This is a genomic window from Streptomyces hygroscopicus subsp. hygroscopicus (assembly GCF_001553455.1).
Taxonomy (GTDB): domain Bacteria; phylum Actinomycetota; class Actinomycetes; order Streptomycetales; family Streptomycetaceae; genus Streptomyces; species Streptomyces hygroscopicus.
In genome coordinates this window covers 25663-44220 of record NZ_BBOX01000048.1, presented here as the reverse complement: position 1 = coordinate 44220, position 18558 = coordinate 25663, and the positions used below count along the sequence as shown (strand labels likewise).

General features: G+C 71.2%; 16 protein-coding genes. 5 read left to right on the top strand and 11 right to left on the bottom strand.

Annotated features, from left to right (window positions below; translation table 11 throughout):
- Window positions 1-13: 13 nt before the first annotated feature.
- Window positions 14-625 (bottom strand): AMIN-like domain-containing (lipo)protein, encoded by a 612-nt coding sequence (locus AXW62_RS06380; RefSeq protein WP_060943646.1) that lies wholly within the window; start codon window positions 623-625, stop codon window positions 14-16.
- A gap of 219 nt (window positions 626-844) precedes the next feature.
- Here AXW62_RS06380 and AXW62_RS06375 point away from each other — a divergent pair, with 219 nt between their 5' ends.
- A complete protein-coding gene (locus tag AXW62_RS06375) occupies window positions 845-2347 on the top strand; it encodes an alpha/beta hydrolase (protein ID WP_060943625.1) in 1503 nt (500 codons plus the stop codon).
- 179 nt (window positions 2348-2526) lie between these two features.
- Here AXW62_RS06375 and argS read toward each other — a convergent pair whose 3' ends face one another.
- Window positions 2527-4314 (bottom strand): arginine--tRNA ligase, encoded by a 1788-nt coding sequence (gene argS, locus AXW62_RS06370; protein WP_060943624.1) that lies wholly within the window; start codon window positions 4312-4314, stop codon window positions 2527-2529.
- A gap of 144 nt (window positions 4315-4458) precedes the next feature.
- Between argS and lysS the strand changes: the two genes are divergently transcribed.
- Window positions 4459-6210, top strand: a complete 1752-nt coding sequence (lysS, locus tag AXW62_RS06365; protein WP_060943623.1) for a lysine--tRNA ligase — start codon at window positions 4459-4461, stop codon at window positions 6208-6210.
- A gap of 90 nt (window positions 6211-6300) precedes the next feature.
- Here the strand turns inward: lysS and AXW62_RS06360 are convergent, their stop codons facing one another.
- The 3 genes from AXW62_RS06360 to AXW62_RS06350 all read right to left on the bottom strand — a co-directional run bounded on the left by AXW62_RS06360 (window position 6301) and on the right by AXW62_RS06350 (window position 9677).
- A complete protein-coding gene (locus AXW62_RS06360) occupies window positions 6301-7782 on the bottom strand; it encodes a DUF2637 domain-containing protein (RefSeq protein ID WP_107406234.1) in 1482 nt (493 codons plus the stop codon).
- A gap of 96 nt (window positions 7783-7878) precedes the next feature.
- Window positions 7879-8583 carry a hypothetical protein gene (locus tag AXW62_RS06355; protein WP_030834768.1) on the bottom strand — a complete coding sequence of 235 codons (705 nt, stop codon included), beginning with the start codon at window positions 8581-8583 and terminating at the stop codon, window positions 7879-7881.
- A 146-nt stretch (window positions 8584-8729) separates the two neighbouring features.
- A complete protein-coding gene (locus AXW62_RS06350) occupies window positions 8730-9677 on the bottom strand; it encodes a hypothetical protein (RefSeq protein WP_060943621.1) in 948 nt (315 codons plus the stop codon).
- Window positions 9678-9840: 163 nt separating this feature from the next.
- Between AXW62_RS06350 and AXW62_RS06345 the strand changes: the two genes are divergently transcribed.
- Window positions 9841-11034 (top strand): RtcB family protein, encoded by a 1194-nt coding sequence (locus AXW62_RS06345; RefSeq protein WP_060943620.1) that lies wholly within the window; start codon window positions 9841-9843, stop codon window positions 11032-11034.
- A 108-nt stretch (window positions 11035-11142) separates the two neighbouring features.
- Here AXW62_RS06345 and AXW62_RS06340 read toward each other — a convergent pair whose 3' ends face one another.
- The 4 genes from AXW62_RS06340 to AXW62_RS06325 all read right to left on the bottom strand — a co-directional run bounded on the left by AXW62_RS06340 (window position 11143) and on the right by AXW62_RS06325 (window position 15106).
- A complete protein-coding gene (locus AXW62_RS06340; RefSeq protein WP_060943619.1) occupies window positions 11143-12381 on the bottom strand; it encodes a cytochrome P450 in 1239 nt (412 codons plus the stop codon).
- A 137-nt stretch (window positions 12382-12518) separates the two neighbouring features.
- Window positions 12519-13907: an NAD(P)/FAD-dependent oxidoreductase gene (locus AXW62_RS06335; RefSeq protein ID WP_060943618.1), complete on the bottom strand. Its 1389-nt coding sequence runs from the start codon at window positions 13905-13907 to the stop codon at window positions 12519-12521.
- On the bottom strand, window positions 13897-14133 hold the full coding sequence (locus AXW62_RS06330; RefSeq protein WP_030834779.1) for a ferredoxin: 237 nt from the start codon (window positions 14131-14133) through the stop codon (window positions 13897-13899). Before AXW62_RS06330 ends, AXW62_RS06335 begins: the two co-directional genes overlap by 11 nt.
- A gap of 217 nt (window positions 14134-14350) precedes the next feature.
- Window positions 14351-15106 carry an SDR family NAD(P)-dependent oxidoreductase gene (locus AXW62_RS06325; protein ID WP_060943617.1) on the bottom strand — a complete coding sequence of 252 codons (756 nt, stop codon included), beginning with the start codon at window positions 15104-15106 and terminating at the stop codon, window positions 14351-14353.
- Window positions 15107-15362: 256 nt separating this feature from the next.
- Here AXW62_RS06325 and AXW62_RS43785 point away from each other — a divergent pair, with 256 nt between their 5' ends.
- Window positions 15363-16730 (top strand): PepSY domain-containing protein, encoded by a 1368-nt coding sequence (locus AXW62_RS43785; RefSeq protein WP_060943616.1) that lies wholly within the window; start codon window positions 15363-15365, stop codon window positions 16728-16730.
- On the opposite strand, the gene AXW62_RS06315 is transcribed toward AXW62_RS43785, so the two are convergent.
- Window positions 16720-17052, bottom strand: coding sequence for a YnfA family protein (locus AXW62_RS06315; protein ID WP_030834786.1), 333 nt, complete (start codon window positions 17050-17052; stop codon window positions 16720-16722). The two genes, AXW62_RS43785 and AXW62_RS06315, sit on opposite strands and share 11 nt — an antisense overlap.
- A gap of 111 nt (window positions 17053-17163) precedes the next feature.
- Here AXW62_RS06315 and AXW62_RS06310 point away from each other — a divergent pair, with 111 nt between their 5' ends.
- Window positions 17164-17700, top strand: a complete 537-nt coding sequence (locus AXW62_RS06310) for a DinB family protein (protein ID WP_060943615.1) — start codon at window positions 17164-17166, stop codon at window positions 17698-17700.
- Between the two features lie 245 nt (window positions 17701-17945).
- On the opposite strand, the gene AXW62_RS06305 is transcribed toward AXW62_RS06310, so the two are convergent.
- Window positions 17946-18494, bottom strand: coding sequence for a hypothetical protein (locus tag AXW62_RS06305; RefSeq protein WP_078962110.1), 549 nt, complete (start codon window positions 18492-18494; stop codon window positions 17946-17948).
- Window positions 18495-18558: the final 64 nt, after the last annotated feature.

Sequence of the window (18558 nt, the reverse complement as noted above, 5' to 3'; positions counted from 1 at the left end):
GGTTCTGGGCGGCTCAGCGCAGCGCGGTCCAGGAGTGCGCCACGTCCACCACGACATGCCCGTCCGTCTGGAGGACCCGGAACGGCAGCCGTGCCCGCACCCCGAGGCCGACCTGCGTATCGCCCTCGAAGCTGGCGCCGAAGCGGGTGTCCCGGAAGGTCTGGTAGCCGGTGAGGTCCACCCCCGGCAGCGGCTTGCGCGCCCGCCCCGGATACGACTCCGCACCGGACCCCGGGTCATAGCTCGGCGCGGCCACGCGGATCTCCAGGATCGCCCCGCCGCCGACCGGGATCTCCTCGCCCGAACCGTCCTGGTGCAGGGCGTTCACGTAGCCCACGCGGTACCCGATGGGACCGGCCGCCGTGGCGCCCCGCACATCGAACACGATGCGGTCGAAGCACGCGTGCCGGCCGGTCCTGACGTTCGTCAGCGGTGTGTGGCCGGCCGGCCGGGCCGTCTTCTCGCCGCTGCCCCAGCCGGTCTCGCAGGCCGTGGCCCCGGCCCCGGCGGTCCCGGCCCGGGCTCCGGCCGCGGCCGGGACCACCGCCCCCGCCGTTCCCGCCGTCGCCGCCAACGCGCCGCCCGCGAGCGCCATTGCCGCGAGTGCGGTCCGCCACCGTCGCATGGTCAAGCCCCCAATGGTCCGTCGATGAAAGGTGATGTACGAAGGTGCACGGAGTTGGACGGGCTGGGACGGCGAGAGGTTGTCCCGGTCCGGGAAATCTGTCCTGAATGCTACGTGCGCGACGGTACGCCTGACGATCCCCCTGGGGGGTTATCCCCCGGGCCGGGCGGCCGGTTGCCCGGATGGGAACGGACGACCGGTTCCACGAGGCTTGCGGCCATGAGACTGACGACCGGCAGAACCGCCGTCCTGGCCCTCGCCACCGCCGCCACCGCCTCCCTCCTGGGCAGCACCATGTCCGCCGCGGACGCGACCCCGCGGCGGCAGACCGGCCCGACCGCCACCGCGCTCGGCTGGGGGGCCTGCGAGGGCACCGGACTCGACCCCCGTCAGGAATGCGCCACGCTGAAGGTGCCGCTGGACTACCGCGATCCCGGCGGCGAGCGGATCTCCCTCGCGGTCTCCCGCGTCCCCAGCGAGCGGCCGCGGGCCCGCCGGGGCACGCTGCTGCTGATCCCGGGCGGCCCGGGGTCGCCGGGCCTGGACCGGCCCACCACGCTCGGCAAGCGGCTGCCGCGGTCGGTGCGGGACGCGTACGACATCGTCAGCTTCGATCCGCGCGGTCTGGGGCGGTCCACGCACGCCGGATGCGATCTGGCCCCCGCCGATCTGTCGCTGCTCGCCTCCCGGCCCTGGCCCGCCCCCGGCGGGGACATCACGGAGAACGTCACCACCGGCCGCCGCATCGCCGACACCTGCGCCCGCAACGGCGGTGACCTGCTGCGCACCCTCAGCACCGTCAACGAGGCACGGGACATCGACAGCATCCGCCGGGCGCTCGGCGAGCGGAAGCTGTCCGCGTGGGGCGTCTCCTACGGGACGTACGTGGGCTCCGTCTACGCCCAGATGTTCCCCGAGCACACCGACCGCTGGGTGCTGGACAGCAACGACGACCCGGACCCGGAGCGGGTGGAGCGCGGCTGGCTCGCCAACTACGCCGTCGGCGTCGAGGACACCTTCCCCGACTTCGCCGCCTGGGCCTCCGCCCCCGGCAGCCCCGTCCGGCTCGCCGGGACCCCCGACGGGGTGCGCCGCCGGGTCCTGGCCCTCGCCGCCCGGCTGGACGCGAACCCGCTGCCGTGGCCCGGCGCCAACCCGCCCGAGCTGAACGGCAATGTGCTCCGCCAGAGCATGCTGAGCGCCCTGTACTCCCCGGACACCTTCGAGGACCTGGCCAAGCTGATCGTCGACGCGGACGCCGGCAAGGTGCCCGACGCGGCACCGGCCGACCCCACCCAGGACATCGCGGCCGTGTCCCTCGCGACCATCTGCAACGACGTGGAGTGGCCCACCTCCCTGACCGCCTACGCGCGGGACGTCGCCGCCAGCCGTACGAGCCACCCGCTGACCGCTGGGATGCCGGTGAACGTCACCACCTGTGCGTTCTGGCACGACAAGCCGCGGGACAAGCCGGTGCGGATCACCGGTCAGGGCCCGTCGAACGTCCTGCTGGTGCAGAACACGCGCGATGTGGCCACCCCGTACCGCGGGGCGCTCGAGCTGCGGCGCGCCTATCGAGACCGGGCCCGGATGGTCAGCGTGGACGCGATGGGGCACGGCGCGGCCTACCGGGTGAACCACGGCAGCGACTGCGCGGACCGGCGGGTGACGGACTTCCTGCTGACCGGCGAACTGCCGAAGCGCGATCTGCGCTGCCCCTGAGGCGCTGCCCCTGAGATGCTGCCCCGCCTCTGAGCGCCGCGGCCCGGCGCCGCCCTGAGCGCTGTGGCCCGGAGCTGCCCTGAGCCGTGCGGTCCGGCGCTGCCCGGTGGACTCCGGGGGGAACGCGGAAGCGCCCCGCCCCCGGCACCGGGGGCGGGGCGCTTCCGCGTTCGGTCGCGTCAGAGGCGCTCGGGGGTGCGGATGCCCAGCAGGGTCATGCCCTGCCGCAGCGTCCGCGCCGTGATGTCGCACAGGAAGAGGCGGTTCTCCACCTGGGCCGGGCCGCCCTCCGCCTTCAGGACCGGGCACTGGTCGTAGAAGGTCGTGTAGAGCGAGGCCAGCTGGTACAGATACCCGGCCAGCTTGTGCGGCTCGAACCCCGCGGCCACATCGCGCAGCGTCTCCCCGAACTGGTCGAGGTGCAGGCCCAGCGCCCGCTCGGCCGGGGCCAGCGGCAGCTCGGGGTGGGCCAGCGGCCGCTGACCCTCCTCGGCGCGGCGCAGGATCGACTGGATCCGGGCGTACGCGTACTGCAGATAGACCGAGGTGTCGCCGTTGAGCGAGACCATCTGGTCGAGGTCGAACTTGTAGTCACGCGACGCGGAGGTGGACAGGTCGGCGTACTTCACCGCGCCGATGCCGACCTGGGCACCGCGCTCGAGGATCTCCTCCTCGGTGAGGCCGAGCTTCTCGCTCTTCTCGCGGACCACGGCCGCCGCCCGCTCGGTCGCCTCGTCCAGCAGGTCCTCCAGCCGGACGGTCTCGCCCTCGCGGGTCTTGAACGGCTTGCCGTCCTTGCCCAGGACCGTGCCGAAGGCGAGCTGGACGGCGTGCACCCGGTCACCCAGCCAGCCGATCCGGCGGGCCGTCTCGAAGACCATCTTGAAGTGCAGCGACTGACGGGCGTCCACCACGTACAGCAGGGTGTCGGCCTTCAGGTTCCGCACCCGGTCGCGGATCGCGGACAGGTCGGTGGCCGCGTAGCCGAAGCCGCCGTCGGACTTCTGGACGATCAGCGGCACCGGATTGCCCTCGGGGCCCTTGATGTCGTCGAAGAAGACGCACAGGGCACCCTCGGAGCGCACGGCGACGCCGGACTCCTCCAGCAGCCGGCAGGTCTCGGCCAGCATGTCGTTGTAACCCGACTCGCCGACCACATCGGGGTCGCGGATCTCGATGTCGAGCTTGTCGAAGACCGAGTAGAAGTAGATCTTCGACTCGTCCACGAACTTCCGCCACAGGGCGATGGTCTCCTCGTCGCCCGCCTGAAGGTCCACCACCCGCCGCCGGGACCGCTCCTTGAACTCCGGGTCGGAGTCGAAGAGCGCCCGCGCCGCCTTGTAGAGCCGGTTCAGATTGGACATGGCCTCCTGGCCGGAGGCGGCGTCCTTGTGGTCCAGCTCGTGCGGGTGCTCGATCAGGTACTGGATGAGCATGCCGAACTGGGTGCCCCAGTCGCCGATGTGGTGGCGCCGGATCACCTTCTCGCCCGCGAACTCCAGGATCCGCACCACCGCGTCGCCGATCACCGCCGAGCGCAGATGGCCGACGTGCATCTCCTTGGCCACGTTCGGCTGGGCGTAGTCGATCACCGTGGTGCCGGGCGCCTCCGCGTACGGCACGCCGAGGCGCTCGTCGGCGGCGCGGGCGGCGAGGGTCGCGGTGATCGCGGAGTCGGCGATCGAGATGTTGAGGAAGCCGGGGCCGGAGACCTCGATGTCCGCGATCACCGGGTCGGGGTCGGCCGAGGTGGCGGCGACCGGAAGGTGCGCCACGACCTTGGAGGCCAGCTCCCGGGGGTTTCCCTTGAGCTTCTTGGCCAGCGCCAGCATCCCGTTGGCCTGGAAGTCGGCCCGGTCGCTTCGTCGCAGCAGCGGGTCGGCGGAGCCCGCCTCCGGCAGGGCGGCCGAGAGGGCGTCGGCGACGCGCTGGTGGACCGTAGCGGCGAGGGAAGGGACCGAAGCCATGGATGAGGTGCCATTCCGATAGTGGTGGTATGGGCAAACCCAGTATTTCACGGCGGGTCCAACGCTTTTCCCGGCCTGTGGACAACCGGGGGGCCTGTGGGTAACTCCGGAGGGGCCCCTTCCGTCTGGGACAATGGGCGTGCCATGACCGCAAGGAAGGAAGTGCCGACCGTGGCTCAGAGCACCGAGACCGACTGGGTCTCCCGATTCGCCGACGAGGTCATTGCCGAGGCGGAGCGTCGCGCCCCCGGCAAACCGATCGTCTGCGCCTCGGGCCTCAGCCCGTCCGGCCCGATCCACCTCGGCAATCTGCGCGAGGTCATGACCCCGCACCTGGTCGCCGACGAGATCCGGCGCCGCGGATACCCATGCGTCCACATCCTGTCCTGGGACGACTACGACCGGTATCGCAAGGTCCCGGCCGGGATCGACCCGTCCTGGTCCGAGCACATCGGCAAGCCGCTGACCTCGGTCCCCGCCCCGCCCGGCTCCGGTCACGCGAACTGGGCGGAGCACTTCAAGGCGCCGATGATCGAGGCGCTGCGCCAGCTGGGCATCGAGTTCCACGGCATCAGCCAGACGGAGAAGTACACCTCGGGCGCGTACCGCGAGCAGATCCTGCACGCGATGCGCCACCGCCGGGAGATCGACGCCGTCCTGGACCGGTACCGCACCAAGGACAAGCCGGGCGCGAAGAAGCCCGCCAAGCAGCAGCAGAAGCCGGTCGACGAGGCCGAGCTGGCCGCCGCCGAGGGCTCGGGCGCGGCCGCCGAGGACGACGGCAGCGCGGGCGCCGCGGGCTACTACCCGTACAAGCCCTACTGCTCGGTCTGCGAGCGCGATCTCACCACGGTGACCGCGTACGACGACGAGACCACCGCGCTGACCTACGCATGCGTGTGCGGCCACGGCGAGACCGTCCTGCTCAGCGAGCACAACCGCGGCAAGCTGGTCTGGAAGGTCGACTGGCCGATGCGCTGGGCGTACGAGGGCGTCGTCTTCGAGCCCTCGGGCGTCGACCACTCCTCGCCGGGCTCGTCCTTCGTGGTCGGCGGCCAGATCGTCCGTGAGGTCTTCGGCGGGGAGCAGCCCATCGGCCCGATGTACGCCTTCGTGGGCATCAGCGGCATGGCCAAGATGTCGTCCTCCAAGGGCGGTGTGCCCACTCCGGCCGACGCCCTGGAGATCATGGAGGCGCCGCTGCTGCGCTGGCTGTACGCCCGCCGCCGGCCCAACCAGTCCTTCAAGATCGCCTTCGACCAGGAGATCCAGCGGACCTACGACGAGTGGGACGCGCTGGAGCGGAAGATCACCGAGTCCACGGCCCAGCCCGGGGACGCGGCTGCCTACAGCCGCGCGACCCGCACCGCCGCCGGCGAGCTGCCGCGCACCCCGCGCCCGCTGCCGTACCGCATGCTGGCCTCGGTGGTGGACATCACCACCGGCCATGACGAGCAGACGCTGCGCATCCTCAGCGAACTCGACCCGGACAACCCGGTGAAGTCCCTGGAGGAGACCCGGCCCCGGCTCGACAAGGCCGAGCGCTGGATCACCACCCAGGTCCCGGCCGACCAGCGCACCCGGGTCCGGGACGAGCCGGACACCGAGCGGCTGGCCGCGCTGAGCGAGACCGAGCGGGAGTCGCTGCGGCTGCTGCTCGACGGCCTGGACGACCACTGGTCGCTGGACGGACTCACCACGCTGGTCTACGGGGTGCCCAAGATCCAGGCGGGGCTGTCGCCGGACGCCAAGCCGACGCCGGAGCTGAAGGTCGCCCAGCGGTCGTTCTTCGCGCTGCTCTACACCCTGCTGGTCGGGCGGGACACCGGTCCGCGGCTGCCCACGCTGCTGCTGGCGGTGGGGGCGGACCGGGTGCGCAAGCTGCTCGCGGCCTGACCCCGGGCTCCCGGGCGCCGGGCGGGTGGCCTCCCGGCCGCCGCCCGGCGTCCCGCCCCCGGTCGCCGGGCGGAATCTGTCCGCCGCTCCTTACGGGATGGTCTCCGCCTCCCGCTCCAGGCGGACGCGCTCCTTGAAGTCGTCGACGTACGCGGCCAGCTCGCTGTTGCTGAGGTCACTCACGCCGTACGCCTCGCGCAGCCGCTGCCCGAACTGGTACGCCGAGGGGAACCGGCTGTGGTCGGCGAGGAACTGCCGGAAGGTGGCGTAGTAGACCTCCTCCCGCGGGACGTCGTCCGGCAGCTGGTTCAGCGGCTGCTCCGGCCGCTCCTGGTACGCGTACCGCTCCGGCTCGCGCTGCTCGGGGACGTACACGCCCTGCTGGCTCCCCACGCGCTCACCGCCGAGCGGCCGCACCCGGCCGCCGGGCCCGACTGGCACGGTCAGCTGGGGCTGCTGGGGCTCGGGCTGCTGGAGTTGCTGAGGCTGGGGCCCGGGCTGCTGGGGCTGCTGGGGTTGTTCGGGCTGGGGTTGCTGGAGCTGCTCGGGCCGCACCGCCTGGTCCGGGGCCCGCTCGTCCGGACGCGGGGCCGGCGGCGCCTGCTCCGCGTCCGGCGCGGGGTGGCCGGCGGCCGGGTCGACGGGCACGGCGGTCCGGCCGTCATGGGCCTGCCCGGCCGGCTGCTGGTACACCGGCAGCGGCAGTGACAGCGGCAGCTCCTGCGCCTGGGGCTGCTGCGGCCCGGCGGCGGGGCCGGTCCCGCCCACACCGGCCAGAGCCCCGGGCGTGCCGTACGCGCCCGCCGGCGCCCCCGCGGAAGCGCCCTTCTGCCCGGTCTCGTCCGCGGTGTCCTTCCGGCCCGAGGGGAGCGCGGCCGGCGACACCGCGGACGGCTCCAGACCGGCCGCCGCGAGCCCGGCCGGGGCGGTGTCCGCCAGCGGCACCCCGTACCGCGCCAGCCGCAGCGGCATCAGGGATTCCACGGGCGCCTTGCGGCGCCAGGACCGCCCGTAGCGGGCCCGCAGCCGGGCCTGGTAGACCAGCCGGTCCTGCTCCAGCCTGATGACCTCTTCGTAACTGCGCAGCTCCCACAGCTTCATCCGGCGCCACAGCCGGAAGGTGGGCACCGGCGCGAGCAGCCAGCGGGCGATGCGGACCGACTCCATGTGCCGGTCGGCGGTGATGTCGGCGATCCGGCCGACGGCGTGCCGGGCGGCCTCGACGGAGACGACGAAGAGGATCGGGATCACGGCGTGCATCCCGACGCCGACCGGGTCCGGCCAGGCGGCCGCGCCGTTGAAGGCGATGGTGGCCGCGGTCAGCAGCCAGGCGGTCTGGCGCAGCAGCGGGAAGGGGATGCGGATCCAGGTGAGCAGCAGGTCCAGCGCGAGCAGGACCACGATCCCGGCGTCGATGCCGATCGGAAAGACATTGGCGAACCGGCCGAACCCCTTGTCGATGGCGAGATCGCGCACCGCGGCGTAGGAACCGGCGAAGCCGATCCCGGCGATCACCACCGCTCCGGTGACGACCACCCCGGCCAGTATTCGGTGCATCCGTGTCAGTTGCATCGCGGCCACCCGCGACCCCTCCCCGTCCTCGGCGACAGCCGCCTCAGCGTCGCACACACATCGGGGGCCGTGGGCGGGAAGGGGGCGGTCGGGCGGTCAGGCGCCGCTCTTGGCGCCCTTCTCGACGGAGCCGACGACCTCCTTGGCGGCGGACTTGGCGTCCTTGAGCAGCGCGGCGGCGTCCGGGGTCTTGGCGGTCTCATAGCCGGCGCCGTCGTATTCGAGGGTGATGACGACGTTGGCGGTGCGGGCCACGACCGTCTGGTCGCGGAAGTCGTCGCCGTCCTTCTTCTCCTTGGTGCTGACCGTGGTCGCCTCGTCACCGATGCCCGTGACCTTCTCGGTCTTGGGGTCGGTCACCTTGCCGGCGGTGGCGGCCTTGCTCGCCTGCTGGGCGGCGTACTCCCCGGCGCGCCGGTCGCCGGAGCCGAGCTGCGGGTCGGAGTGGAACAGCTTGAGGGAGACGGTCAGCGAGCGGTACTTGAACCCGTCGAGGCCGCTCCACAGGCAGCTGGCGGACGAGTTGGTGTCGGCCGAGGGAAGGGCCTTGCCCTTCTTGGACTGCGCCTTGGGGACGAGCGAGTCGATCGTCTTCCCGGAGAGCGTGGAGCACACATCGGGGAGCTTGCCGAACTTCGCGGCCGCGATGGTGGGTGAGGGACTGGACGAGGTGGGTCTCGCCGACCCCTCCGCGTCCTTCTTGTCCTTGTTGTCCGAACCGGAGGAGCAGCCGGCGACGAGCACCACCGGTACGGTCGCGCAGGCGAGTATTCGGGCGAGTCGCGGGGCTGAACGGTGCATGGGTCCTTCGCTCATTCTCTGTCGATGGGCGGACGTGCCGCCCGCGTCATTAGTCGGCACGGTACGCGGCCGACGCGCGGGCGTCCCAATTTCCGAGGTCTCCGCGGGTTATGGAGCAAGGGCTCGCGGGGCGCGGCGAGGACCCGCTATTCGTTGAGGCGACCGGTCAGCTCATCGGCCAAGTCCTGGGCGTTTTCCTGGAGTTCCTGGCTGCTGGGAATGCGCTTCGTGTCGGTCGTCCACTGGTCGTACTCAATGGTGGCAATCACATTCGAGGACCGGAACACGAGGGTGATGTCACGGTGGATCCCCGAGTCCTTGGTGATCAGTTGGTCGTCGAGAAAGGCGTCGTCGCCGAGATCGTCCAGCCGTCGCGGGGCGGTGTCCTGCGGGGCGGTGTCGGTTTGGTCACTTCCACCGCTCGCACCGGCATCCGTTGACGGGGTTCCGGACTTCTTGTCGCCTTTGTCCCCTGTGTCGTTCTTGCCGCTCTTGTTGTCCTTGCTGCCCTTGTCGCCCTTGCCGGTCTCACCCGCCGCGGCGGAACCCGAGCCGGAGGGGGAGGAGGAGCCGCTGCCGCCGGACGCGCCGCCTTTGGTCCGTGCGCTGGAGGAGGCCGAGGGGGAGCCCGTGGCGGCCGGGATGTGGGCGGCGGCGGCCTTCTTCTCGTAGGCCGCCTGGGCCCGGTCGTCGTCGCTGACCGAGGGGTCGTACGAGACCACGCGCTGGAAGTCGATCGTCAGATAGCGCGTGCCGCTCGCGGTCTCCAGCTTCCAGCGGCAACCGTCCCGCCGGTCTATGTCGTAGGTCACGGCGGCCTGGCCGTCGTACACCCTGTCGTCCTGCTCGGCGCCGGGCAGCAGGGTCTGGAGGGTTTTGCGGCCGACCGCGCCGCACGCCTCGGGCAGGGTGCGGTACCGGCCGGGCTCGGCCGACACGGCCGTCCCGGAGTCGCCGGAGGCGCCGTCGTCCGTGCCGGGCTTCGCGTCGGAGCCGGTGCATCCGCCGAGTCCCGCGGCGGCGAGCACGGTGATGAGCGCGGCGACGGCCGGGGTGGCCCGCCGTCCGTAGGCCCTTCGCTGCGCTGGCTGCACTGTCCGTGTCCCTTCGAGCGACGGAAAACTGCTTGCCGCCCGCAGGCGGTGGCTGGAGACAATGTCTACCGCACGCACTGCCGTGCCTGCCGGGCACCCGCCGCCTATGGGGCATTGGCCCGGTTTTTGCGTTTTCTGTCTTTTACGGGGGAATGAGTACGTCATGTCGTATGTCGAGGTGCCCGGGGCCCAGGTGCCGATCCGGATGTGGACCGACCCCTCGACGGTCGAGGGCGTGGCCATGCAGCAGCTGCGGAACGTGGCCACACTGCCCTGGATCAAGGGGCTTGCCGTGATGCCGGACGTGCACTACGGGAAGGGTGCCACGGTCGGCTCGGTGATCGCGATGGCGGGCGCGGTGTGCCCGGCGGCGGTCGGTGTGGACATCGGCTGCGGGATGTCGGCGGTCAAGACCTCGCTGACCGCCGACGACCTTCCGGGGGACCTCTCCCGGCTGCGGTCCCGGATCGAGCGGGCGATCCCGGTGGGGCGCGGGATGCACGACGACCCGGTGGACCCGGGGCGGCTGCACGCGTTCCCGACGGCGGGGTGGGACGACTTCTGGAACCGGTTCGGGGGAGTGGCCGAAGCGGTCAGGTTCCGCCAGGAGCGGGCCGTCAAGCAGATGGGTTCGCTCGGATCCGGTAACCACTTCATCGAGCTCTGCCTGGACGACGAGGGTTCGGTCTGGCTGATGCTGCACTCCGGCTCCCGCAACATCGGCAAGGAGCTGGCCGAGTACCACATCGGCGAGGCCCGGAAGCTGCCGCACAACCAGAATCTGGTCGACCGCGACCTGGCCGTGTTCATCGCGGACACCCCGCAGATGGCGGCGTACCGGCACGATCTCTTCTGGGCACAGGAGTACGCGAAGTACAACCGCGCGATCATGATGGCGCTCCTCCAGGACATCGTGCGCAAGGAGTTCACGAAGGCCCGCCCGGTCTTTGAGCCGGTGATCTCCTGCCACCACAACTACGTCGCCGAGGAGCGCTACGAGGGCATGGACCTTCTCGTGACCCGTAAGGGCGCCATCCGCGCCGGAAGCGGGGACTACGGGATCATCCCGGGCTCGATGGGCACGGGGTCCTACATCGTGCGCGGTCTGGGGAACGAGGCGTCGTTCAACTCCGCCTCGCACGGCGCGGGCCGGAAGATGAGCCGTAACGCGGCGAAGAAGCGCTTCACGACCCGGGACCTGGAGGAACAGACGCGGGGCGTGGAGTGCCGTAAGGGCTCCGGCGTCGTGGACGAGATCCCGGGGGCGTACAAGCCGATCGAGAAGGTCATCGACCAGCAGCGGGACCTCGTCGAGGTGGTGGCGAGGCTCAAGCAGGTGGTCTGCGTGAAGGGCTGAGACACCCGGGCCTTGTCGGACGCGGGCGTTGTCCGACGCGGGCCTTGTCGGACATGGCCCTCATCGGACATGGCCCTTGTCGGACACGGCTCTCATCGGACGCGAGTTTTATCGCTTGAGGCCGTCGTAGGCGATGGCCAGGTGCCGGGGGCCTCTGAGGACGGCGTTGCGGCGGTAAGGGGGCGGGTCCTCGACGAGGCGCGGGTTGTCCAGCCGGCGGACGAGTTCGGTCAGGGCGGCCTGCGCCTCCAGCCGGGCGAGGGGCGCGCCGATGCAGTTGTGGATGCCGCTGCCGAAGCCGAAGTGCTGGTTGTCCGGGCGGTCGGGGCGGAACCGGTCGGGCTCGGGGAAGCGCTGGGGGTCCCGGTTCCCGGAGGCCGGGACGAGCCACAGGGAGGCGCCCTTGGGGATGGTGGTACCGGCGATCTCGATGTCGTCGAGCGTGGTGCGCTCGGGCAGCAGCTGTACGGGCGGCTCGAAGCGCAGCAGCTCCTCCACGAGCGGGAAGATCAGGTCGGGGTCCGCGCGCAGCCGCTCGAGGGCGTCGAGGTGGCGCAGCAGGGTGAGCATTCCGTTGCTGATGATGTTGACGGTGGTCTCATGGCCGGCGATGAGCAGCAGGGTGAGGTTGCTGAGCATCTCGGGCAGGGACATCGGGCTCTCGTCGGCTCCGCGGTCGGTGGCCAGGCCGGAGATCATGTCGTCCCTGGGCGCCCGGCGGCGCTGGTCGATCAGGCCGGAGAGATAGGCGGCGAGCTGATGCCGGGCCTCCCGGACGGCCTCCCGGTGGGCCTGCCGCTCCTCGGGCGTGCCGACGGGCGGCTCGATGGCGGTGGCCACGGTGTCGGCCCAGCCGTGGAAGCGCTGCTCGTCCTCGTGCGGGACGCCGAGCAGACGGCAGATCACGGTGACCGGGAAGGGGTAGGAGAAGTCCTCGACCAGGTCGATCCGGTCCCGCCCCTGGAAGCGGTCGATGAGGTCGGAGACGATTGAGGAGATCTCGCCGCGCAGGTCGTAGACGCGCCGGGGGGTGTGCGGAGGGCCGTACGTCCGCATGATCAGCCGGCGCAGCCGGTCGTGGTCGGGCGGGTCGAGTCTGATGAAGCTCGGCGGCAGGTCGGGGTCGTCGGTGCTGACGGTGGTTCTCGCCTCGGGGGCGAGATGGCGGACGTCGGAGCTGACCCTGGGGTCGTGGAGCAGGCTGTGGATCTCCCAGTAGGTGCTGACCAGGTACGGGCCGAACTCGTCACGCACCACGGGGGTCCTGCGGAGCTCGGCGTACAGCGGGTACGGGTCGGCGCGGTTGGCGTGGTCGAGGATCTGTCCCAGGAGCGAGACCGACGTCATGGTGGAGTCCTTCCGGGTGCCGCGGGTGCCGCGGGTGCCGCGGGTGCTGCGGGTGTCGGCGTCAGGCGGTGGCGCCCGCGTCAGGCGGTGGTGGCTGTGTCAGGCCGGGGTGCCCGCATCAGGCGGTGGTGCCCGCGTCAGGCAGGGGTGAACGTGACGCGCTGGTCGGTCGGGGAGTGGCCGCTGACGGTGACCTCGGGGCCATGGGTGGGCACTGAGGGGTCGGGGAAACCGGCAGGCACCGGCCGCATGCCTTCGGGCCGCCGGTCGACGGCGGTGAACGGCGGGGGGAAGGGCGCGGCCTGTTCGATCTGCCGCTGGTAGAACTCCAGCCATTTGGCCTGGTCGAAGGTGACGGCGGCGATGACGCGGCCCTGGTAGCCGTAGGCCGCGGTGAAGCGGTGTTCGCCCAGTGAACCCTGGCTGACGATGACCTGGTCGGCCATGTTGGGGACCCCGACGGACTTGATGTTGACGCCGAACTGGGCCGACCAGAAGTACGGCGTCCACAGATGCGGGCGGCGCCGCTCACCGGGGCTGATCATGTTGTGCGCCGCGACCTCGGCCTGCGCGACCGCGTTGCCCCAGTGCTCCAGCGACAGGAACTGGTAGCCGAACAGCGGATGCGGGGAGCGGGCCACGTCCCCCGCGACGAAGACATCGTCGGCGACGATCCCCCGTATGTCGAAGGCCCGGCACCCCGCGTCGCAGGCGATCCCGCGCGGCCCCGCGGCCAGTCCGGACCCCGCGAGCCATTCGGTGTTGCGCGTCGCCCCCAGAGCGACGACGGCCACCTCCGCCTCCAGCGCGTCGCCGTCGGAGAAGTGGGCCCGCCGCAGCCTGCCCGCACCGTCGCCCTCGAGCCCGGTGACCATCACCCCGCAGCGCAGATCGACGCCGTGCTCATGCTGCAACTCGGCCGCCACCTCGCCGATCACCCCGCCCAGGGCGCCCACCAGGGGCGCCGGACCGCGTTCGGCGACCGTGACGGGCAGCTCCCGCTCGCGGCAGACGGAGGCGATCTCCGAGCCGGTGAATCCGGCGCCGATCACCAGCACCCGGCGGGGCCCGGCCCTCAGCCGGTGGACCAAGCGGGCGGCGTCGTCCCTGGTCCGCAGCGTGAAGACGCCGTCCAGTCCGGCCTCCAGCTCATTCGGCCACGGACGGGAGCGCACACCGGTGGCGATCAGCAGCCGGTCGTACTCCACCGATGTGCCATCGGCGAGGGCCACCCGTTTGGCCGCCATGTCCAGCCCGGTCGCGGCGACGCCCAACCGCCACCGTGCGTCGATCGCGAGGCGCCGGGGCAGGGCCGTATGGTCGACCGGCACCCGGCCGAGCAGGACCTGCTTGGACAGCGGCGGGCGGTCGTACGGCTCGTAGGGCTCGTCACCGATCAGGGTGAGCGTGCCGGTGAAGCCCTCCTCCCGAAGCGTCTCGGCGGCCCGCAGCCCCGCCAGGGAAGCCCCCACGACGACGATGTGACCCTCGCGTCTGAGCCGCTCCAGGGAGCCGTCAAGCGCCATCGGGGACACCCACCCGGTCCGCCGCCCGCTTCCCGCCTGCGCCCTCCACGGCGATGGCCCTGACCGGGCACGCCGCCACCGCCCGCAGGACGTCCACGCGCCGCGTGTCGTCCGGCCGCGCGTCGTACAGCAGCGCTTCCTCACCGTGCATCGCGAACACATCGGGTGCGAGGAAGGCGCACTGCGCATAGCCCTGGCACCGGTTGAGATCGACGACAACCCTCATGACCCGCCTCCGCTCCACCGTGAGGTGCCACCGCGAAGTGACCGCCGCTCCCAGCATCGGAGCGCCCCCGGGACGGCGCACACGCACTGGGCCGGACGGGTGGACGGCGGGCCTTGTGACCGCGTTACGGCCGGGGCTACGGGGAGCCGCGGAGGACGGGGGCGGGGGCTGGGGCGGTTTTCGGCAGAGACGGGGCGGGGCGGGGGCGGGGACGGGCTCAGCGCTCGCGGTGGACCTTGTGCTGGGCGGCCTGGGCGCGCGGACGGATGACCATCATGTCGATGTTCACGTGCGAGGGCCGGGTGACCGCCCACTCGACCGTGTCGGCCACGTCGTCGGCGGTCAGCGGCTCGGCCACGCCCTCGTAGACGGCCGCGGCCCGGGCCTCGTCGCCGCGGTAGCGGTTCACCGCGAACTCGTCCGTCCTGACCATGCCCGGCGCGATCTCGATCACCCGCACCGGCTCACCGCACAGCTCCAGACGCAGCGTGGCCGCGATGGCGTGGGCGCCGTGCTTTGCGGCCACGTAACCGCCGCCGCCCTCGTACGCCACATGGCCCGCCGTGGAGGACAGCACGACGATCGTGCCGTCGCCGGAGGCGGTGAGGGCGGGCAGCAGCGCCTGGGTCACCTGGAGCACGCCCACGACGTTGACCTCGTACATCGCCCGCCAGTCGGCCGGGTCGGCGGTGGCGACGGTCTCGGTGCCGATCGCGCCGCCCGCGTTGTTCACCAGGACGTCGCAGCGGTCGAGACCGGCGGCGAAGGACTCCACGGCGGCGCGGTCGGTGACGTCCAGGACGTACGCCTCGGCCTCGTGCCCCGCCTCGGTCAGCTCGGCGGCAAGCGCTTCCACGCGATCCTTACGGCGGGCGGCGAGGACGACGCGGAATCCGGCGGCCGCCAGACGGCGCGCGGTCGCGGCTCCGATCCCGCTGCTCGCGCCCGTGATGACTGCGGTACGGGTGGACATCGGCCCTCCTGTGACGACGTCGCGCAAACGGTGGTGCGTGCGCGTGATCCATATGCAGGATATGACGGCCTGATTTACGTCCGACCGGGGGACTGAAGATGGGAATCCGCTACGGGCTCTTGGCCTCGGGGAAGGGTGCACTGCGTCCGGCGCGGCGCCGGTAGTTGGAGCACCCATGCCCAAGGAGTGAATTCAGGTAATGACCCAGCAGAACAGATTCCTTCAGCGCTCTCGTCGTTCATTCCGGCGTTGGGGCGTGGCCTCAGCGGGCGCCATCGCGGCGGCGGCCCTGGTCACCGGTGCTCCGGGAGCCGCATGGGCCACGAGCAGCACCCCCGGCCCGAACACGGCGCCGAACCACCCGTGCCACGAGAACCGGGCGCACGGTGACAACAAGGCGCAGCACGAGAACGGCCACCACGGCGAGAACGGCAACAAGGACTCCAACAACCGTCACGACCAGAACAACCGCCATGACGAGAACAACCGTCACGACGAGAACAACCGCCATGAGGAGAACGGCCACCACGGCGAGAACAACCGCCATGACGAGAACAACCGCCATGACGAGAACGGCCACCACGGCGAGAACAACCGGCATGACGAGAACGGCCACCACGGCGAGAACAACCGGCATGACGAGAACAACCGCCATGAGGAGAACGGCGGCCACGGCGAGAACGGGAACAAGGACTCCAACAGCCGCTACGACGAGAACAGCGGCCACAAGGAGAACGGCAACCACGACGAGAACAGCCGTCATGACGACAATGAGCGCCAGGAAGCCGCCGGAAACCAGGAGGACAACGGTCACCACGGGCGCCAGGACGGTGGCGGCAGCTACTCCAGCTACGTGAAGTACGGGCACAGCTACCTGGTGAAGCGCGCGATGGCGCAGGTCGAGCAGGTGGCCCAGCCGTTCAAGGCGGCCCAGTCCGGTGAGGAGTCCCAGGACCGCAGCGCCGCGCGGCCCGTCGCCGCTCCCGCGCACCAGGACGACCAGGCACACCACGGCCAGGAGCAGAAGCAGAACGAGCACCAGAACGAGAACCACCAGCAGAACCAGCACCAGAACCAGCACCAGAACGAGCACCACCAGCAGAACCAGCACCAGCACCAGAACGAGCACCAGAACAAGAACCAGCACCAGAACAAGAACCAGCAGAACCAGCACCAGGACCAGAAGCGGAACGCCCCGGTGACGATCGGCGAGGCGATCCAGATCGCCGAGTGCGAGGTCGGCGGCAAGGCCGTCAGCGCCGAGCTGGAGGACTGCCCCGAGGACGACCAGCAGCACAAGGGCAAGCACCAGGACGACCGCAAGCAGGAGGACAAGGACCAGCAGCGCCACGACGGCCAGCAGCAGGGCAAGCAGCGCAAGGACGACCAGCGCAAGAACTCGCACCAGCAGGAGCCCAAGAAGGTGTGGGTCGTGGAGGTCGAGTGCGACCACACCATCACCGAGGTCTACATCGACCCGGACACCGGTTGCGTCCTCGGTACGGAGCAGGAACAGGACGACGACCACGGCAAGCAGGGCAAGCAGCGTAAGGAAGCCCAGCAGGGCAACCACGGCGAGCGTGAGGGCAAGGGCGGCTACGGCCGGCCGGCGCTTACCGCCTAGGCATGTACATGATCACGGCGACACCGGCCAGGCAGATCAGCGCTCCGATGACATCGAAGCGGTCTGGCCGGTAGCCGTCGGCGACCATGCCCCAGGCGAGCGATCCGGCGACGAAAACGCCGCCGTACGCCGCGAGGATGCGGCCGAACTCCGCATCCGGCTGGAGCGTGGCCACGAAGCCGTAGGCGCCCAGGGCGACGATCCCGGCGCCGATCCAGGCCCACCCCCTGTGCTCACGCACGCCCTGCCAGACGAGCCAGGCACCTCCGATCTCCAGGAGGGCGGCCACGGCGAACAGAGCGATGGAACGTGCGGTGAGCATGGGGGAAGGGTACGACCGGCTTCCGGCCGGCGGGCCTGGCGCCCGGCTGTCGGGCCCCGCCTCGGCCGATAATCCCTTTGCGGACGTCCGGCCGTGTGCCAGGGTCTCCCGATGACGAGACCGACGACCTCCCGACCCGCCTTGCTGCGCTGGCAGTTCGACCTGACGTGGTCGCTTTTCGAGTACCACCTGGAGCGGCTGGAACCCGAGGACTTCCTGTGGGAGCCCGCGACCCACTCCTGGACGGTGCGTCAGGGCGCCGACGGTGCGTGGGCGCCGGACTGGGCGGAGACCGAGCCCGATCCCGTGCCCGTTCCCACCATCGGATGGCTGAGTTGGCATATCGGCTGGTGGTGGAGCGTGACCATCGACCACGCGCGGGGTCGGAGGCCACGTGAGCGGACCGAGATCACCTGGCCCGGCGACGGCAAGGCGGCCATCGAGTGGCTGCGCGGTCTGCGGGGGGAGTGGGTGGCCGTGCTGGAGCGGTTCACCGAGGAGGACCTGAACGGGATCGCGCCGTTCCCCTGGGACCGGGATCCCGAGCACACCGTCGCGCACATGGCGGCCTGGGTGAACGCCGAGCTGATGAAGAACGCCGCCGAGATCGGCCAACTCCGGCTGCTGCGGGCGGCGTCCGGGCGGTAGGCCCCGCCCGCGGACCGGCCGGTGGCAAGATCCCCGCCCGGCAACGCCCGCCAGGGGCCCGGCACATCGCCCGAGCGGCGCGGTTTCGGGCTGCATGCGGGCTGTACGAGGGGACGCGGACCCGGAACCGCGTGAGCGGTGCAGGACCACCTGAGACGTGTGGGATCAGGACCACTTGAGACGTGCGGGCTCAAGGACCACCTGAGACGTCGCGGCCTTCAGGACCACCTGAGACGATGCCGCCTTCAGGGCCACACCAGACAGTACGGCTGGTGCCCCGCCTCATGCAGCCGGTGGCTGAAGTCCTGCCATTCGTGCAGCAGCTGATAGACCGTGAACGCGTCCCGCGGGCCGCCGCGGTCGGGGACCGTGGACCAGATGAAGGCCGCGGCGCCCACCGCCTCCTCGCCCACGCCGCGCAGCGGATCGACGGCGGTCATCGGAAGTTTGACGACGGCGTAGTCGGGGTGGAGCACGACCAGTTCGAGCGGCGGGACCTTGTGGAGCGGAACGCCCTCGATGCCGGTGAGGACCATCGCCGCGACCGTCTCCGGCTTGATCTTCGTGAACATGCCGTGGCCGAGTTCGTCGCCGCCCAGCTCCTCGGGGCGCATCGAGATGGGGACCCTGGCCGCGGTGGCGCCATCAGGCGCGCCGAAGTACTTGTAGGTCACCCCCATACGGCCCCCGCTCCTGCCTGCTCTGCCCGCCTCGTCCCGCCGATGGCGTCCGGACCGGGAACGCTCGGGGCCTCGGTCGTCAGTCCCTTCACCCAGTTCGCCACCGCGATGCATATCTCCACCCGACCACTCGCGGCCATTACCGCGCAACCCGATCTCTGTGAGAGAGACCTCCCCC

Bases quoted from the DNA above. Each gene is read 5' to 3' on its own strand.
- AXW62_RS06380 (WP_060943646.1), bottom strand. From the start codon at position 625: ATGCGACGGTGGCGGACCGCACTCGCGGCAATGGCGCTCGCGGGCGGC.
- AXW62_RS06375 (WP_060943625.1), top strand. From the start codon at position 845: ATGAGACTGACGACCGGCAGAACCGCCGTCCTGGCCCTCGCCACCGCC.
- argS (WP_060943624.1), bottom strand. From the start codon at position 4,314: ATGGCTTCGGTCCCTTCCCTCGCCGCTACGGTCCACCAGCGCGTCGCC.
- lysS (WP_060943623.1), top strand. From the start codon at position 4,459: ATGACCGCAAGGAAGGAAGTGCCGACCGTGGCTCAGAGCACCGAGACC.
- AXW62_RS06360 (WP_107406234.1), bottom strand. From the start codon at position 7,782: ATGCAACTGACACGGATGCACCGAATACTGGCCGGGGTGGTCGTCACC.
- AXW62_RS06355 (WP_030834768.1), bottom strand. From the start codon at position 8,583: ATGCACCGTTCAGCCCCGCGACTCGCCCGAATACTCGCCTGCGCGACC.
- AXW62_RS06345 (WP_060943620.1), top strand. From the start codon at position 9,841: ATGTCGTATGTCGAGGTGCCCGGGGCCCAGGTGCCGATCCGGATGTGG.
- AXW62_RS06340 (WP_060943619.1), bottom strand. From the start codon at position 12,381: ATGACGTCGGTCTCGCTCCTGGGACAGATCCTCGACCACGCCAACCGC.
- AXW62_RS06335 (WP_060943618.1), bottom strand. From the start codon at position 13,907: ATGGCGCTTGACGGCTCCCTGGAGCGGCTCAGACGCGAGGGTCACATC.
- AXW62_RS06330 (WP_030834779.1), bottom strand. From the start codon at position 14,133: ATGAGGGTTGTCGTCGATCTCAACCGGTGCCAGGGCTATGCGCAGTGC.
- AXW62_RS06325 (WP_060943617.1), bottom strand. From the start codon at position 15,106: ATGTCCACCCGTACCGCAGTCATCACGGGCGCGAGCAGCGGGATCGGA.
- AXW62_RS06315 (WP_030834786.1), bottom strand. From the start codon at position 17,052: ATGCTCACCGCACGTTCCATCGCTCTGTTCGCCGTGGCCGCCCTCCTG.
- AXW62_RS06310 (WP_060943615.1), top strand. From the start codon at position 17,164: ATGACGAGACCGACGACCTCCCGACCCGCCTTGCTGCGCTGGCAGTTC.
- AXW62_RS06305 (WP_078962110.1), bottom strand. From the start codon at position 18,494: ATGCATCGCGGTGGCGAACTGGGTGAAGGGACTGACGACCGAGGCCCC.